16 protein-coding genes and 2 pseudogenes are annotated in these 17,137 nt (G+C 39.1%); 15 read left to right on the plus strand and 3 right to left on the minus strand.

Annotated features, from left to right (window positions below; genetic code table 11):
* Positions 1 to 434 precede the first annotated feature (434 nt).
* From J7I90_RS23335 to J7I90_RS23355, 5 genes and pseudogenes are all read left to right on the plus strand, one after another.
* Positions 435 to 917, plus strand: a complete 483-nt coding sequence (locus J7I90_RS23335) for a DinB family protein (RefSeq protein WP_214773968.1) — start codon at positions 435 to 437, stop codon at positions 915 to 917.
* A gap of 353 nt (positions 918 to 1,270) precedes the next feature.
* A complete protein-coding gene (locus J7I90_RS23340) occupies positions 1,271 to 1,423 on the plus strand; it encodes a hypothetical protein (protein WP_214773969.1) in 153 nt (50 codons plus the stop codon).
* 205 nt (positions 1,424 to 1,628) lie between these two features.
* Positions 1,629 to 2,924: pseudogene (locus J7I90_RS23345) on the plus strand (IS110 family RNA-guided transposase).
* 459 nt (positions 2,925 to 3,383) lie between these two features.
* Positions 3,384 to 3,842 (plus strand): NUDIX hydrolase, encoded by a 459-nt coding sequence (locus J7I90_RS23350; RefSeq protein WP_214773970.1) that lies wholly within the window; start codon positions 3,384 to 3,386, stop codon positions 3,840 to 3,842.
* A gap of 242 nt (positions 3,843 to 4,084) precedes the next feature.
* Positions 4,085 to 4,297, plus strand: a pseudogene (locus J7I90_RS23355) (VOC family protein); the annotation flags it as partial.
* On the opposite strand, the gene J7I90_RS23360 reads toward J7I90_RS23355, so the two are convergent.
* Complete coding sequence (locus tag J7I90_RS23360) at positions 4,284 to 4,820, minus strand: site-specific integrase (RefSeq protein ID WP_311381018.1); 537 nt, start codon at positions 4,818 to 4,820, stop codon at positions 4,284 to 4,286. The pseudogene J7I90_RS23355 and the gene J7I90_RS23360 overlap by 14 nt on opposite strands.
* 394 nt (positions 4,821 to 5,214) lie before the next feature.
* On the opposite strand from J7I90_RS23360, the gene J7I90_RS23365 reads away from it, so the two are divergent.
* Positions 5,215 to 5,910, plus strand: coding sequence for a YjjG family noncanonical pyrimidine nucleotidase (locus J7I90_RS23365; RefSeq protein WP_214773971.1), 696 nt, complete (start codon positions 5,215 to 5,217; stop codon positions 5,908 to 5,910).
* A 94-nt stretch (positions 5,911 to 6,004) separates the two neighbouring features.
* Here the strand turns inward: J7I90_RS23365 and J7I90_RS23370 are convergent, their stop codons facing one another.
* Positions 6,005 to 7,294 (minus strand): MFS transporter, encoded by a 1,290-nt coding sequence (locus J7I90_RS23370; protein ID WP_214773972.1) that lies wholly within the window; start codon positions 7,292 to 7,294, stop codon positions 6,005 to 6,007.
* A gap of 460 nt (positions 7,295 to 7,754) precedes the next feature.
* Here J7I90_RS23370 and J7I90_RS23375 point away from each other — a divergent pair, with 460 nt between their 5' ends.
* Both J7I90_RS23375 and J7I90_RS23380 read left to right on the plus strand, forming a co-directional pair.
* Entirely contained in the window at positions 7,755 to 7,934 is a 180-nt protein-coding gene (locus J7I90_RS23375; protein ID WP_034315231.1) for an IDEAL domain-containing protein, read from the plus strand.
* Positions 7,935 to 8,530: 596 nt separating this feature from the next.
* Complete coding sequence (locus tag J7I90_RS23380) at positions 8,531 to 8,851, plus strand: antibiotic biosynthesis monooxygenase (RefSeq protein ID WP_214774000.1); 321 nt, start codon at positions 8,531 to 8,533, stop codon at positions 8,849 to 8,851.
* A gap of 681 nt (positions 8,852 to 9,532) precedes the next feature.
* On the opposite strand, the gene J7I90_RS23385 is transcribed toward J7I90_RS23380, so the two are convergent.
* Positions 9,533 to 10,936 carry a sigma-54 interaction domain-containing protein gene (locus J7I90_RS23385; protein WP_251025444.1) on the minus strand — a complete coding sequence of 468 codons (1,404 nt, stop codon included), beginning with the start codon at positions 10,934 to 10,936 and terminating at the stop codon, positions 9,533 to 9,535.
* 128 nt (positions 10,937 to 11,064) lie between these two features.
* On the opposite strand from J7I90_RS23385, the gene J7I90_RS27875 reads away from it, so the two are divergent.
* The 7 genes from J7I90_RS27875 (at position 11,065) to J7I90_RS23410 (ending at position 17,096) form a co-directional block, all read left to right on the plus strand.
* Complete coding sequence (locus J7I90_RS27875) at positions 11,065 to 11,199, plus strand: hypothetical protein (RefSeq protein WP_285289462.1); 135 nt, start codon at positions 11,065 to 11,067, stop codon at positions 11,197 to 11,199.
* Between the two features lie 39 nt (positions 11,200 to 11,238).
* A complete protein-coding gene (speB, locus tag J7I90_RS23390) occupies positions 11,239 to 12,237 on the plus strand; it encodes an agmatinase (RefSeq protein WP_214773973.1) in 999 nt (332 codons plus the stop codon).
* 98 nt (positions 12,238 to 12,335) lie between these two features.
* Entirely contained in the window at positions 12,336 to 13,769 is a 1,434-nt protein-coding gene (locus J7I90_RS23395; protein ID WP_214773974.1) for a sodium:solute symporter family protein, read from the plus strand.
* The gene (locus J7I90_RS23400) at positions 13,769 to 14,575 is read left to right on the plus strand and encodes a class II aldolase/adducin family protein (RefSeq protein ID WP_285289463.1); all 807 of its coding nucleotides are present in this window, start codon (positions 13,769 to 13,771) and stop codon (positions 14,573 to 14,575) included. Before J7I90_RS23395 ends, J7I90_RS23400 begins: the two co-directional genes overlap by 1 nt.
* 88 nt (positions 14,576 to 14,663) lie before the next feature.
* A complete protein-coding gene (locus tag J7I90_RS23405; protein WP_214773976.1) occupies positions 14,664 to 15,653 on the plus strand; it encodes a D-2-hydroxyacid dehydrogenase in 990 nt (329 codons plus the stop codon).
* Between the two features lie 155 nt (positions 15,654 to 15,808).
* Positions 15,809 to 15,901 carry a putative holin-like toxin gene (locus J7I90_RS28195; protein ID WP_220126990.1) on the plus strand — a complete coding sequence of 31 codons (93 nt, stop codon included), beginning with the start codon at positions 15,809 to 15,811 and terminating at the stop codon, positions 15,899 to 15,901.
* 622 nt (positions 15,902 to 16,523) lie between these two features.
* Entirely contained in the window at positions 16,524 to 17,096 is a 573-nt protein-coding gene (locus J7I90_RS23410; RefSeq protein WP_214773977.1) for a TetR/AcrR family transcriptional regulator, read from the plus strand.
* Positions 17,097 to 17,137: the final 41 nt, after the last annotated feature.

Genomic DNA, 17,137 nt, shown 5'->3' on the forward strand with positions numbered 1-17,137 from the left:
ATAGGAGAAATCACCTCAAAAAAGATTAACAATACATATGACAGGAGATTTGTTACAAAAATTTTTGTATACGTACTAGCAGTACACTAAATGGTTCTTCCATACTGTCACAACCAGTTTCTTATACAGGGTATCTTCCTTAAGATCCACCAAAAAAAGTTCAGCCTGGTTGCATTGTTATTTTCCATTATTGTCAAGGGGTTAATGGGTTAGACTCTATTTTGAGTTTAGATTTTCGTAGTAGATGGTGGCGGCGAGGAGCGCCGCCATAGGAGTTTCTTATGGCACTAACGGGGCAGGTTAGTTGAACAAGTAAAAGGTTTTTGTGGTGGTTATCTCGAAACTAAATGAGTAGGAAAATCATTTTAACATCAGGGAGGATGGCTATTTAATTTAGGGATCCATATTCTAATTAGAATTGAGGAGTGAATAGAATGACCAACGTAAAAGATATTATTTCTGACCAGTTCTTAGCGAATGCTAATGACCCTAGTTGGTACAAACCATTTTCAGAATCAGTTGAAAATTTGACGGAAGAACAGGCTTTATGGAAGCCAAGCAAAGATAGTAACAGTATAGCTGAAATTGTACAACATCTGATTTATTGGAATCAAACTTGGCAAACCAGGTACGAAAAATCCAACGTAGACGCTGTATCTTCAATTGGAGATAATAATCGGAGCTTTTTAAGTCCTGAATATATGTGCTTTAACGATTTGAAAAAAATCTTATTAGAAGTCCTTTTAAAGTGGGAAGGGTTATTAACTAATGAAAAAATAGAAAGTGATGTTATAGGTTTTCCTGAAAAAGTTAAGTGGTGGCAAATTCTTGGAAATGCAACTACCCATAATGCATATCATATCGGTCAAATTATTTATATAAGGAAACTGCAAGACAGTTGGAAGGCGAATGCATGAGAAGTTGACTTAGCTGCTAATTGGAACTTTTCGCTAGAAAGGATTGCTGCGGCAATCCTTTTTTCTTCATCAACTAAAGGGGCAGCATTCCTGTAATGAACGAATCGTTTTATTTATGCAAAGCCAACTAAGTTTGTGAATAAGTACACTTAAACTAACGGGTGCTTTACTTCAATAAGAGAGTTGCTTTGGCAGCTCTTTTTGTTATGGAACTATCGGGGCAGAATAATTAAACAAAGATTGAGACCTTGCTGATGGATTAATATATGAAGTAAGGAGTGTCAAACTATTTATTGCAACAAGAAAATTGGATTATAATTTAAATTAATATTGAGTTATTGGGAGTTAGACAGATGAAAAATAAAAAAAGAAAAAAAGAAAGGCAGAACGGCTTTTTTAGAGAAATCCTAATTGAGCTTAGGGATTCAATCTTATTTGAAGTGGCTTGGAACATCTTAATGTTTATACCAAGAATGATGATTCGCTTAATAAAGAACATTTGGTGAAGTGGTTAGTCAGAATAGAGCTAACAGTGGTTTAGCTGAAGATCAGAGCTGTCTTAAAGGCAGCTCTTTCTTTATGGAACTATCGGGGCAGCATACCTGTAATAACTGAAAATGAGGTTTGAACGAAAAAAGACCTCTTGATAAGATGAATGTGTCCTGAGCTGGCCAGCTAAAAAGGACAATACATCTATTTGGAGGTCTCACCATGAATTATAACCAAAATCATAAAATCTCTCAAATTACTTCTGAAACCTTAATTGCCGGAGTAGATATAGCCAAGCACAATCATGTCGCGAGAGCACAAGATTTTAGAGGATTGGAACTGGGTAAAACGTGTTTCTTTGAAAATACGAAAGCAGGATTTCATTCGTTTCTAGATTGGATTACCCAACTTGTTAAAGGGTGTAAGTTAAATCAAGTGATTGTAGGCATGGAGCCAACTGGTCACTACTGGTTAAATCTAGCTCATCTTCTAAAGGAGAATAATATTAAGTTCGTATCTGTCAATCCACTACATGTTAAACGAAGTAAAGAATTAGACGATAATTCACCTACAAAGAATGACGTGAAAGATGCAAAAGTCATCGCACAATTAGTCAAAGACGGAAGATACGCCGAACCAACAATTCCACAAGGAATTTATGCAGAACTCCGAGTGGCCAAAAAACTTCGCGACCTTCTCAACGTTGACTTACAGGTTGTTCAAGGACAAGTTCATAACTGGCTTGATCGTTACTTTCCCGAATTTTTGACAGTGTTCAAAAGTTGGGAAGGCAAGGCAGCTATTCATTTTCTAAAGCTAGAAGCCTTGCCACATGAACTTGTAAATTATACGGATGAAGAGCTCTTACTTTCCTTAAGACAAGTGGTAAAACGCAGTATAGGCTTAAAGAAGATACGAGCACTCAAAGAAGCAGCCAATCGTTCGATTGGTATTCGTCAAGGGGCAGCTATGGCGAAATTAGAGTTGAGAGCTTTACTAGAGAAGTATGATTTTATTCAAATGAAATTCGAAGAATTAGATCATCAATTAGATCAGTTATAAGACCATATCCCAGGTGTCACACAGATGTTAGAGGTGTCAGGAATCGGTCGAGATACAGTAGCAGGGTTTTTCGCAGAGGTCGGCGACCTCAGAGACTATCAACATCCTCGCCAAATCGTAAAATTAGCAGGTTTAAGTTTAAAAGAAAACACATCCGGAAAGCACAAAGGTCAGACCAAGATTACCAAACGGGGACGAAAGAAATTGAGGGCTCTCTTATTCCGGGCAGCCATGATACTGGTGGCAAAGAACAAGGCTTTTAAAGCTCTCCATCTATATTACACAACACGTGCTCAGAATCCATTAAAAAAAATGCAATCTCTGATAGCCTTGTGTAACAAGCTTATTCGAATTCTGTTTTCAATCGGTAAAAAACAATTTACGCTTCAAGAAGACAAGATGTTAATGGATATCCCTCATATGGCAACATTTATGGTACATCAAACAGTCGCATAGTTCATCGAAATTAAGGTTACACGGTCATTTAATTAACACTCATTTAAAAGTGAAGCACGGATTAGTCGGCAAAGCAACTAACGTGAGGGCTTAGATCCTGTGGGGCAGCATGACCGACATCCACCTCATGGAAAGGTTGAACGAAGGAATGTAGGAGCATCGACTCTGTGAGACATGGGAGGGTTGACCTCCATGAGACATGTGGATATCTAAACCAATTTTTTCCTATAATTGGCTAGTTTAGCATACACTTTTTTCGATAAATCCCTACCCTTGAGGAGTGATGCCGAGCTTACATAAATAACTGTTAATGATATGACTATGAAATTCGAAGAATTCTAGAGCAATCGTGAGATTGTGTTTAGTTTATTGAGGGAGGATAGTTCAACAAGGAAAATGTTTATTTAGAAGAGAAAAAGTAGTGAGGAGTATTTAAATATTAATGCTGAGGAGAAAAGAATGGCTCAAAATGGGATTGTTTTAGTAGTTAGTGTATCAATATTCAAAGATGGAGAAGTTTTAATGATAAAAGAAAATAAACCCAGTGCAATGAATAAGTGGAATTTTCCTAGTGGACGAATTGAGTCTGGTGAAGACATTCTCTATGCAGCCCGAAGGGAAGTAAAAGAGGAAACAGGGTTTGATGTGGAACTTACTACCACTACTGGTATTTATAACTTTATCAGTAGTGCTGGTAATCAAGTTGTTCTTTTTCATTTTACTGGAGAAGTTACTGGAGGATCATTAGATATTAAAGAAGATGAAATTATAGACTTTAAATGGGTAAATATGTCTGACCTCGTGAACTTTGATAATGAAGAACTTCGTGATGCAGGTGTTATAAAACAAATAGGAAATAGTCTAGTTAATAAAAGTTTCTATTCAGTAAATATCTTTAATCAACAATTAGGTAAATAAATATCCTTGTTGAACTACATGTGCGTTAGCTGAAGATCAGAGCTGTCTTTAGGGTAGCTTTATCTTTATGCAACTATTGGGGCAGGTTAATTGAAGATGTAACTATAAATATAAAACATTAACCATAAGAGATTCTTATGTATTTTTATAAATAATATAAAATTTTATTTACTTTGGAAGTTTAGTATCCTTTTGTTAAAGGGGAAGTTTTGGGAAAAATTTGAATTCACAGGGGTGATAAAATGATTAAAGGATTACATCACGTTCAGATAACTATTCCAAAGGAGACTGAAGAAAAGGCTAAAAATTTCTATTGTGGTATTTTAGGTTTACAAGAAATCGAAAAACCCGAATCTCTTAAAGGACGAGGAGGATTTTGGTTAAAAGTCGGTGATAAAGATGTACATATAGGAACAGAAGGTGATTTTGATAGATTGAAAACTAAAGCACATATTGTACCTTTGCTTTTTCTTTTGGTTCAGTTAATTTAAGAACATTTTTAGAAAGTGATCTGCCCTCATTTACATGATGTAAGAATCCCTTGTATCGGTTTCCGCCAGCACCTACAAACACCTTTTTCATTAGTTTTTCAACAATATCAGAATCAATTAATTCGTTTCGGTATAGGTAATCATAAAATGATGTAACTACCGTAAGGTAGTTGTTTACCGTTCTTTCACTGCGTTTAGCTGGTACTGTTTTGTGTGGTATAACTTTATTGCTTTCATATGGATTCCTAAGCCAAGCAACGAAGTTAGATAAATTCTCAAAGTTCACCTGCTGATAATCAATACCTGTTTGTTTTAAGTATGTAAAGTGAAATTTCAAAGCTGTACAGTAAGTCTTTAAAGTGTTGCTGCTACTTTCCTTGTTATGGAGGTACTTCATATACTTTGCAACAGATTCAACAGGCAAACCATATGTATCCAGTAGAAGATAATATTTTCCATTGTTAACAGATATCTCCTCCACTCTCATGAGTACACTCTCCCGTTAATTATTATTTTTGATAGTAGTTCTACCCATAGAGACTCCCGTTGTTGTTTTGTTAAGGTCCTCGAAACTATCGTTTCTGCGGAGTGCTGTCCTCGCACCGAGGCTATGTCCTCTATCTAAAAACCGTACTAACGTTCTGTCCCTTAATTCCATTTTATACATATAAAACCATATATTCAATCTTTATTTTTCAAGTCAATTATGTAAATGAAAAAGGATAGTTAGCCCTCATACTGGACTAACTATCCTATGATTTATTATCTAAATTTAACTTTGAGCTATCCTTTTTGTAGTTTTCCAAGCTTTCAGTATATATTTTCGATACGTAAATAAAGGAAATGTGTTAAGTTGGACTAAAATGATTATGGGGGCAGCGATGAAATACGAAATTATTTTATTTGATGTTGATGATACTTTGCTGGACTTTGGAATATCGGAAAAGAATGCACTGCATGAAGCTTTTTTAGAGTTCGGTTTGCCAACAGGGGCGGAGGATTATGCGGAATGTTACCAAGAAATCAGTAAGGTATTATGGAGGAATTTGGAACAGGGGCAGATAGATTTAACCATTCTGGGAGTGGAAAGGTTCAAGCGGTTGTTCCTGAAGCATGGGCTTGATATGGATGCGGATGAGTTCAGCCGTGCGTACCTGGGACATTTGGGAAAGGAAATACATCTTCTTCCCGGGGCTATAGAAGTTTGCGAGAAGCTTGGAGGATGCCGGCTTGCTATTATAACAAATGGCTTCACGGCAGTGCAGACAGCAAGAATCGGTGGTTCAGCCCTTTGCACTAGATTTGAGACCTTGATAGTTTCCGAAGAGGCTGGGTTTCAGAAGCCTGATAGAGGAATTTTTGATTATGCATTTTCCAAGTTAAAGATCACGGATAAATCGAAAGCGTTGATAGTGGGTGACTCCTTGACTTCAGATATACAGGGCGGCTTGAATTATGGATTGGATACATGCTGGTACAATCCCCATCAAAAGGATAATGATCTGGGAATCAAGCCCACCTATGAAATCCGTACGCTCACTGATCTTTTGGAGATTGTAGGAGGTAAACAAGTATAGGGTGGTATATGCCTTCTAAAAAAAGAGGCCGCTTGTCCGAGTGAGAGGACGTGCAGCCTCTGTTATTACTCATGCCCGAGATTTTAGAATCAGTTCAAATCCAGCTCATGTGGTTTGAGCGGTTGATCCTTTTCTTTCCTTCGGCTGAAATGGGGGGATAACAAAGCGCCAGGGAAATCGCGAGACCTGCCATCATGAATCCGCCAAATACCAAAGGGGATGGGCCATATGATTCCGCCATGGCGGTCCAGATGAGCGGACCGAAACCTGAAATGGCCGCCGCGACCTGATAACCGACAGATAATCCTGTATAGCGGACCTTGGCTGGAAAGAGCTCCGAGAATAATGTCCCTTGTGTAGAAAATATGGCTCCCCAGATGACGCCGAGTACAACTGCCTGCATCATGTAGAACCAGCCAACCCCACGCCCAATCATTGTAAAATATGGGATGGCCAAGACGAAAAGGAGAGTCAGGCCCCCAAAATAGATGATTTTTCGATCGATGAAATCTGAAATGTAACCAATGACAGGAATGGTGATCAGCATTGTAGCACAGCCAATCGTTAAACCGGTAAGAGCTGAATCTTGGGAATAACCAAAATACAGTGTAGTGAAGACGAGAACATAGGACATGATGAATACATTGAAGAAGCCGTCCCCAATTTTTAGTCCGATCACCTGCAGCACACTTCTCCAATCGTGTTTCAACGTTTCAATAATGGGGACTTTCGCGAGATCGCCGCTATCTTTCTGCGCTTTAAATTCCGGCGTTTCTTCAATGCCACTCCTTACCCAGATTGCCAATCCGATCAGTACACCGCTTAAAAGGAATGGAATCCGCCAACCCCAAGATAAAAATTGGGCATCGGTTGTCAAGGAACTGATGAGGGTAAGGCTGAACGAACCGGCAACCAAGCCGATGGGGACCCCTAGTTGGGGAATGGATCCATATAACCCACGGACACCTTTAGGAGCAGATTCCGTTGCCAATAGGATGGCTCCGCCCCATTCACCACCCAAGGAAATTCCTTGAATCAACCTCAGCACCACCAAGATGGCGGGGGCGGCCAACCCAACCTGGGCATAAGTGGGCAGAACACCGATTAGCATTGAACTCCCTCCCATACCAATAAGGGTGAACATGAGTGCTGCCTTCCGTCCGATGCGATCGCCCATATGTCCGAACAGGATGCTGCCGATTGGACGGGCCGCGTAACCAGCCCCGAATGTGACAAAGGCGAGAAGAAGTGAAATCGCTGGATCATGATTGGGAAAGAATAGCGTTGTAAAAACCAGGCCCGTTGCTGTCCCGTATAAATAGAAATCGTACCACTCAATAACGGAACCCGCTAAACTAGCGAAAAGAACTCGACTTTTTTTCATGATAAATGCTCCTTTAATGCTAAGTTTTTCATCAAAATTGTTTTCAACGATAAATAAAGACGAAATGAACAAAAATGATGGTAAATGAATATAAGTAATAAACTGGATTATTTAGATTATTTTAGAGGGCTTATCCATGTCGGTCAATATATTTCTGACTTTTCTGAAAAAATGAAGCGAATAACTTAGCTTCCTTCACCTGTAATGGAATATAATTAATTCTAAAGTAATGGAAATAAGGGATCCGATCTTCCCGGGTAAAATGACTAAGTGAATAAAAAGAAAATGTGTTACCGATTGGAAATCCGAATATTTAGAAATATTTGTGTATAGAAGAGTGGCAAAGTGGAAATCATGTGGATAAGGAAATGAAAAAGAGGAAAGGATAAGATTTCAATAAATAATAATAATCTCCAAGTTATTTAGTATAATAGAAAAAAGGTTAAGGAGTTGGTTTCGTATGGAGAAGCAATTGCCAGGAACATCGCTTGAACCTGAAGAGATGGCTGAAATGGTATTAAAAAAGGCCCTTAGTGATTACCGGAAAGCACAAATCGAGAAAGAAATCGATGACTCATTAAGAAATCGTGATAAGGAAGAGTTCCTACGTCTAACTGAAATATTGAAGGGCATTTCCTGAACTTTATTCTCTGTGAACAAGACAAGTAGTTATGATATGGAATGTACACTGAAAAGCCAGCACAGCTGATAACCATAAATATGCTGAAGAGAAACTTCATTTACCTGGAACATACTAAGTAAATAGCAATCTATAGTATTATAATATTTTACATTGTAAGCGCTTTCTTGTATAATCAAATAAAGAAACGATGGAGAGAAGAGTGTAAGTGCGCTAATGGCGGGATTCGCAGGGTATTAGTGGCTGAAAAGTTCATGCACCGGGATAAAAACTAAAAGGGGGAAAAGTTATGAAAAAGAATGGAGTGTCTTTGGTTGAATTTGTTCAGGAGGATCGATTCGAACTCAGCTCCTACATTACTTCTTTATTTAACAAACTGAATGACTATGTTCCCAAAAGTCTTAAAGATAAAAGGTGAGTGACAATAAAAAATGGATCAGGAAGATATGCAAAACTTCCTGATCCATTTTTTATTTTGTTTTTGGGCATCAGAGTCTTAAGTAGTGCACGTAAGTAAAAGTCTCATTAATTGACAATGAGAATCGTTATCGAATAAAATGATTAAAATACAAGTATATCGATTGGAGTTGTTCATATTGTTCGTTCAGGTGAGAAAAATGGTTGTAAAGGAAGGTAATGCAGAACAAGTAGTAAAACGGTTCAGTGGGGAAGGGATCATAGAAAAGCAGGAAGGGTTCATCGATTTAAGTGTAATGGTGAAAAAAGTGAGACGCGGGGATGATGAGGTCATCATTATGATCAATTGGGAGTCGGAGGCGCATTGGAAGCAGTGGGAAAAGAGTGAAGCCCATATCGCAGGCCATAAAGCAAACCTAGGGAAACCAAAGCCTGAATATATCGTCAGTTCTGAAGGATCATTATATGAAGTGAAGGCTATTAAAAAGGCAGTGAAATAACTGACCTTAAACCAGCCTGTTTTAAATTCCGTACAAATAAGTAACTGGGTGGAATATCCGATTTTTCTCAAACATCTTGTTAGCATAAGGATACGGAATGGTTACCGTTCACATATAATAGCTTACCTTCACTAAAATTCAGGCTCCCATTATGGGTGCCTCTTTTTGTTGATGAAATCTCGGGATAGGTTATGTAATTCCAAGTCTATTGATATAGTAAAATATCATTGCTGGGGGAAAAATTGATATCGGGATTTCCTTATAAAGTACATGAAGTCGATCCATCCAGGGTCATAATGAAAGGCGGAACCATGAGAAGAAAAATTCGTTCTGCAAGATGTTTTGTTCATCCGCGAATTTTTGGAGCAACCGGATCTACAGGGTCGGGAATCCAAAATTTGGATCATATACAGTGAGGCAGGAGCTTCACTGACAATCATCCGTTTGAATTAATGTAAGCTGTAACATTAAAAAATGGAAACGTGATAATGTGAATCCCATCAACTGGAATGTGGATTTTTTTGATGGCCTTTTTATTGGAATTATGGTCGATAATCTCCATAGTTTTCACTTCGAACTGCTGTCAAATAAGGTTTCAAATGCGCCCTTAGCTTGAATAGCATCTATGGCTAAAGGCTAAGGACCATTCATGGATTACGGGGGATTTCAGTCCAGATGAATTTACAAATACTTTTTGTATTTCTTTAATTTATAGATGACTGTTGGCTGGCTGATGCCCAAATGTTCTGCCATTTCGTATGTGGTTTTACATTTTTTCCATGCTTTTGCAATCAGTTGCCTTTCAACCTTTTCCAATGTCTTCTTTAAATCGAAATTCTCTTCACATTCCTGTTCGATTGCAAGGAAGGTGGAATCTTCTGGGGGTTCCACCTGCCCTGTGATGGATTGTGGAAGGTGTTCGGGAAATATAATTGGCTCTTCGATGGTCAGGATTAACCGTTCAATTAAGTTTTCTAATTCCCGTATATTTCCGGGCCAATGGTAATGGGTCAAAACTTCATAAGTTGATGGATGGATTTTTTTGAATTTCTGGTATTTATCATTGGTTTTTTCTAAATAATGCTGAATTAAGAGAGGGATATCTTCTTTACGTTCATGCAATGCAGGAATTTGGATGGGAATCACATTCAAACGATAAAATAAGTCCAATCTAAACTTACCTAGACTTACCATCTCCTTCAAATCTTGATTAGTTGCTGCAACTAGGCGGAAGTTAATATGGTTTTCTTTTTTTCCACCGATGCGCTTTATCTTTTTCTCCTGTAGTACTTTCAGTAATTTAGCTTGCATGGCAAGTGGGAGTTCCCCAATTTCATCCAAGAAAAGAGTTCCGCTGTCAGCCTGCTCGATAAGGCCTTGCCTACCTTGCTTATTTGCCCCTGTAAATGATCCCGGCTCATAGCCGAATATTTCTGATTCAAACAAACTTTCAGGTATCGTACTGCAATTCACTTCGATAAAGGGTTCTTTCTTTCGGTTGCTTTGGTCATGAACAGCACGGGCAAAAGTGCTTTTCCCTACGCCGGAAGGTCCTAATAAGAGTATCGTGGCATCGGTTTTTGAAACATTATGGATCGTTTTTAAGATATGCTTCGTTTCATTACTTCTGGCAATCATATAATGGTAATCCAGTTCTTTTTCTCTTAAATCCTCGACTTCCGTTTGATAGCCTTTAACTTTTCGTTGTAATTGTTCAAATTGATCCTGCAATTGCAGGATTTCTGTTTGATCCTGACCATAGCTGATTACCCTAACGAGGCGTCCTTCCTTATTAAAAATGGGATAGCCAGTCGACATGACAACATGACCCGTTTTTGTTTCTTGCATTATGCGTTTCGCTTTCTTTTCCTTTAAAACAATCGCATTGATGGAAGGTGCAAGAAGGCCCTCGCTTTCTAATTGATAGACGGAGGTACCTATATAAGAGTCACTTTTCATACCATAAATCTCCCAAAGCTTTGGGTTGGAATATAAAATGATTCCATCTTGATCGGTAATGAGAATGTTATTATTCGATGTTTCAATAATTTTATTTAGTTCTTCCTCCAGCATATCATCGTACATACATTACGCTCCTTTGGGTTTTGGGATGCTGCTTAATTAAAATATAAATCAAAAAGTCTAAATAATCAAAAATTAAATCAATAAACGAGAAAATGATTAAGTTTTTAATCATTTGATGAAACAAAATAATGAAAAGCCCTTTATACCACAGTGAAATAGTTGGCCTGAATCTTGCTTATGTAATAGATAAGAAGAGAATTTCCATAGCCATTCTATTAGAAAAGATGGAAGTTTGTAGGACAGCTGCAATTGCAGTGGAGTGAATAAAATAATAGTAGAATTAGAATTTAGGAGGATGTTACATGATGAAGTATCAACCGAAAGACTCATTCAAATCACCCCGTTTTTGTGGTGTGCGTACGTTTATGCGGCTCCCATTTGTTGAACGGGTAGATGAACATATGGATTTTGTCATTACGGGGATTCCTTTTGATTCCGGGCAATCATTTAGAACGGGTGCGAGATTCGGACCAGAGGCCATTCGCGATTTTTCAATCCTTTTACGTCCTTATAATCCAGAACAAGATATTAATATTTTTGACTATATATCAGGAATAGATTATGGGGATATTCCGATCATCCCGGGGTATATTTCTGAAACATATAAAAAGATTGAAGAAGAGCTTACCCCCGTCATTGAAAAAGGGATCATTCCCATTTCATTGGGAGGCGATCATTCCATCACATTAGGGGAGTTACGTGCGATCGTAAAAAAACATGGACCTGTCGCCTTGCTTCAATTCGATGCTCACTCTGATACTTGGGATAGTTATTTTGACCAAAAGTATAATCACGGAACCGTTTTTCGCCGTGCAATAGAAGAGGGTCTCATCGATGTATCGCGATCTCTTCAAATTGGTATGAGGGGCGGTCTGTACGGACCGGAAGATCTTCAGGATGCCCGGGATTTAGGTTTGGAAGTTTACACGACAAACGATTATAAACGTATCGGGGTCGAAAAGATGCTAAGGGTCATTCATGAGCGTGTTGCGAATGGTCCGGTGTTTTTATCTTTTGACATTGATTTTTTAGATCCGGTTTATGCTCCGGGAACGGGGACGCCAGAAGTTTCCGGTGCCAGCATTGATGATGCTTTAGCATTGGTGAGAGGATTGACGAATATAGATTTTGTTGGATTCGATCTTGTTGAGGTTTTACCATCATACGATCACGGACAAATCACGGCTGCCGCAGCTGCTAATATTGTCTATGAATTCATCACACTCATCGCACTCGCAAAAAAAGGGGAAATGGAAAAGAAAGAGAGAGTCGGAGATTTGGAAACGCAGCTTAATAATTAGTTTCCTCATTACTGTAGAGAAGGAAGGACGCGGTAAAGTCCTTTCTTCCCTCTTTACAAAACGATAAGAACATTACAAGCCCAAAAGGAGATGTGTACATGCATATTTTGGATATATCGATCATGATTCTATATTTTTCTGTTTTAATCATTGTGGGAGTAATCGGATCCAAACGGGCAAAAACAGCAGATGATTTCATTGTCGCAGGACGCAATCTTGGTCATTTTATGTATTTATCCTGTTTAGCTGCTGTGATATTAGGGGGGGCTTCCACTCTGGGAACAGCAAAGTTAGGTTATCAGTTTGGGATATCCGGTATTTGGCTAGTGGTGATGATCGGGCTCGGCATTATCGCTATTGGGCTGTTTTTAACAAATAAGATATTTAATTTAAAAGTATTGACGATCAGTGAAATGCTTGAGAAGCGCTACAACTCTCAGACAAGATTGATCAGTGCCCTTGTCTCTGTTATCTATACATTCATGCTGACTGTAACGCAAGTGATAGGGATGGGGACAATTTTACATGTTTTGGCTGGTTGGAATTTAACGGTTTCCATGATAGTCGGGGGTGGGATCGTTTTATTTTATACAATATTAGGAGGTATGTGGTCAGTCACTATGACTGATGTCGTGCAATTCGTCATCATGACGATCGGTATTTTCTTTATCATGCTTCCGATGAGCATCTCTAAGGCAGGAGGGTGGGGCTCGCTTAAAGAAAATCTCCCAGCATCACATTTCGAGTTGGGGAATATTGGCGGAGAGACGATTTTTCAATATTTCCTATTATTTACCCTCGGGGTAGTTGTTGGCCAAGATATTTGGCAGCGTCTATTCACCGCACGAACCAAAGCTGTTTCTCGTGGCGGAACGATTGGAGCGGGGTTATATAGTGTTTTTTATGCGATTGCAATCAGTATCATTGGAATGTGCGCTTTTATTATCCTTCCTGATTTAGGCGATCCACAAAATGCATTTACCAGTATAGCGATGGTAACTTTACCTGCTGGTCTATTGGGGGTTGTCATTGCGAGTGTGGTATCTGCCCTTATGTCCACAGCTTCAGGTACTTTGCTTGCTTCGTCCACTTTAGTTGTTAATGACATCATTAAAAAGTATATTGGTCCAAAAATGAGTGAACGGCAATTTTTAAAAACATCCCGAATTACAACTTTAACGATTGGTGTAATGACCATAATCGTTTCGATATGGATTCAAGATATTTTAGTTGCATTGGATGTAGCTTACGCAATTTTATCCGGTGCGGTGTTCTTTCCGATCATCCTTGGTTTCTTTTGGAAAAGGGTCACGGCTACAGCGGCATTTTACTCGATTCTCGCTAGCATGATCGTTATCATTGTCGGATTGGTGATTAATGGACCTTCCTCCACTCAACCAATTCTGTACGGGCTCGCAACTAGTTTTGTCGTCATTACTACGATCACTCTCTTAAGTTCCAATAATGATCATAAAAACGAAAGTGAAGTAAAGCAAGATATAAAGGGTAAAGCTGATACCATGGCTAATTGATGTTTCAGAAAAAAGACGGAAAAAGATTCGAGGAGGAACGAAATATGACAAAGACAATTTCCTTGCAACCGGCAACATTCAATACAATGGAAGAAGAACGCAATCACCGGAAGGAACGTTTGGCAGCTTCATTCCGGCTTTTTTCAAAGTTTGGTTTCGATGAAGGGATAGCAGGCCATATTACGGTCCGTGATCCTAAATATACAGACCATTTCTGGGTCAATCCGTTTGGGATGCATTTTAGTCAAATTTCCGTTTCGGATCTTATATTGGTCAATCATAAAGGTGATATTGTGGAGGGTGAACATTCTGTTAATGGTGCTGCCTTTGCCATTCATTCTGAAATTCATAAAGCGCGGCCGGATGCGATTGCAGCGGCACATGCTCATTCGGTCTATGGAAAGACATGGTCTTCCTTAGGGAGACTGTTAGATCCGATTACGCAAGATGCCTGCCAATTTTACAATGATCATGCATTATTTGATGATTTTACTGGTGTCGTTTATGCATCCGAAGAAGGTAGTCGCATTGCTAAGGCTATAGGTCAATACAAAGCTGTCATCCTCCGCAATCATGGATTGTTAACGGTCGGCCAATCTGTAGATTCAGCTGCTTGGTGGTTCATAACGATGGAACGTTCATGTCAAGCACAGATAATGGCTGAATCTGTAGGTAAGCCGATTTTTATAGAAGAAGAGTATGCAAAATTGACTGCAGAACAAACGGGAACGGAATATGAGGGATGGCTGAGTTTCCAGCCTCTGTGGGAAAGGATCAGAAAAGAGCAACCAGATTTCTTGAAGTGACCATGAAACACGGCATGGTATAATCCCAACGGATTGCCTTCCGTAAAAGAGGGAAAAAGGAATCGTAGGTTTCTGAGGAGGTTTTATAATGTCCGCTTCTAAGAAAACAGCACCTTCACTTTATATCAGGGTAGATATACCGGAAAAATACATCAATCAGTTTAAGGAGATTTGTTCAGAAGTTTTTGTCGAGCCATGGGAATTCGGCGAACCAGAACCACAGCCAACGGTTGATTTAACAAAGTTTGATATCCTATATACGCTAGGGCTTCATGATAATCTTAACATTATAAAAAAAGCTCCAAAGATTAAATGGGTCCATTCAGACAGTGCTGGAGTGGAGGCCATGCTGAATGAAGATATACAAAACAGCGATGTCATCATCACCAATGTCAAAGGCTGTACATCTGTCCCGATAGCCGAGCATACAATTGCGATGCTATCTTCGTTAGCAAGAGGCGTACCGACAATGATCAGAAATCAAATAAACAAAACGTGGGTTGAAATTCCAGTGAAAGATCTTGAAAATGCGACAGTGGGGATAATTGGGTATGGTGATATTGGCTATGAGATAGCCAAGAGATGTAAAGCACTGGGTATGACCGTTATTGGATGCCGTCGGAACCCCTCCAAGAGGAACACAGAATATGAACCTGCTGATTTGATAATGGGATTGGAGCAAGTGGATGATGTCCTTTCCAGGTCCGACTTTGTTGTCTTGGCCCTTCCGTTTACAAAAGATACTTCATATTTTTTAAATAAAGAACGCTTAAATAAAATGAAAAAAGGCAGCTATGTAATTAATGTCGGCCGAGGTAATACGATTGTTGATGAAGATTTAATTCACTCCTTGAGCAATGGGCACATAGCGGGAGCGGCTCTGGATGTGTTCGAAGTAGAACCTTTACCTAAGGACCACCCTTTCTGGCAGCTGGAAAATGTCATGGTTTCCCCACATAACGCTTACAACTCTTCCAAGCACCTAGATCGTGTGATGGAATTATTCCTGAGAAATTTAAAGCTTTTTTCTGACGGTAAACCCCTAATGAACGTTGTAGAAAAAAAACTTGGTTATTAACAGCAATCCGTCTTTTGAAAAGAAATTCGGATGGAGTACAAGGGCAGACCCTGATTGGGTTTGCTTATTTTTGTTTAAAAGCCACTGCTTCATCCTTTTCTTGTATAGGACAATCTCTGATCAGGAAAAGCTGGATATAAGGAGGCGATGTATGAATGGGTACTTTCGAAGTTATTTCCCTTATGCTAAGCTTTGGCATGTTTGTAATTGCTATTCTTGATTTCAAAAATCATGACAAGAATCCTTGAAGATATTGAGGCAGGCCGCTGTGTTTGATTAATAATGGAAGCGTTTTAAAAAATTCCGGGTTGTTTAAAGAAGGTATTGATTTTCTCGATTTTTTAAACTTGCAGAGAACACCATTAGGAGGAGTTCTTTAGATTGTAGACAAACTCGATGAAAAATCAGTGTGCCTGCAGTTTTTTCTTTGAAAAGTTTAGTTGATTTCAGAAATCCGCTCCCTTTCCGCCGACTGCCTGCCAAGCCTCCTCGGCGCAAGCGCCTGTGGTGTCTTGGCTAGCCAGTTTTTCGGCAGGAGTGTCGAGAAATTTCTTCAATCCAATGAGGATTACAGTAAAAAAACTCTAAAGAAGGGGGCTCTTTATTCGATCCGTTGCACTGTCTTGGGCCGATGAAGCAATTTATCGACTTACCCGCACTTTACTCAGCCGTTCACCACAAGTATTCGGCGTTTTCGACCTTCACCTTACTATTCGGAATCCGAACACCATTAGGAGGAGTTCTTTTTTGTTTCCAATGAGTTTTAATACGATACTCCATGCATAATAAGTATCATCTTTGACAAAACAATGATATACAAGTATAGTTTCTAATAGACCGGTTGGTATAATTTAAAGGGGTGATCCAGCTATGGCAGAGAAACGAAACTCGAAAGACATTCTTATTGAAGCTGCTTCAAGACTTTTTCGTATACGTGGATATTACGGTGTGGGGCTTAAGGACATTATTGAGGAAAGTGGTATCCCAAAAGGTTCGCTGTATCATTATTTTCCGAAAGGCAAAGAAGAATTGGCGATCGAGGCGATTATTCATACAAAAGAATTCGTGATAGATGAAATTAAACGGGGATTTGATGAAATTGAAGACCCTATTAAAGCCATTCAGTCTCATATTTTTCATTTATCCGAGGTTTTTGGTGATAGTGCAAATCTATTAGGACTGCCAATCGGGACGATTGCGGCGGAAACATATACGACGAGCGAGCAAATAAGAATGGCCTGTCAAGAAGCGATGGAAGATTGGCAATCCATTTATGTGAAGAAATTACTCGAAGCGGACTTCAGTGAGAAACGGGCAAAAGAATTGAGTATCGTAATTAATGCTTTGATTGAAGGCGGTATCCTTTTATCCTTAACGGCGAAAAACGGGGAACCTCTCCAAACGATTGCGGAACAGTTACCATTATTGCTGATAAATAAATAGGTCATGCGGAAAAATTATCTTAAGCTTAGGTCGAACAGTTA

Source organism: Bacillus sp. ISL-57, assembly GCF_018613135.1.
Classification (GTDB): Bacteria; Bacillota; Bacilli; order Bacillales; family DSM-1321; genus Peribacillus; species Peribacillus frigoritolerans.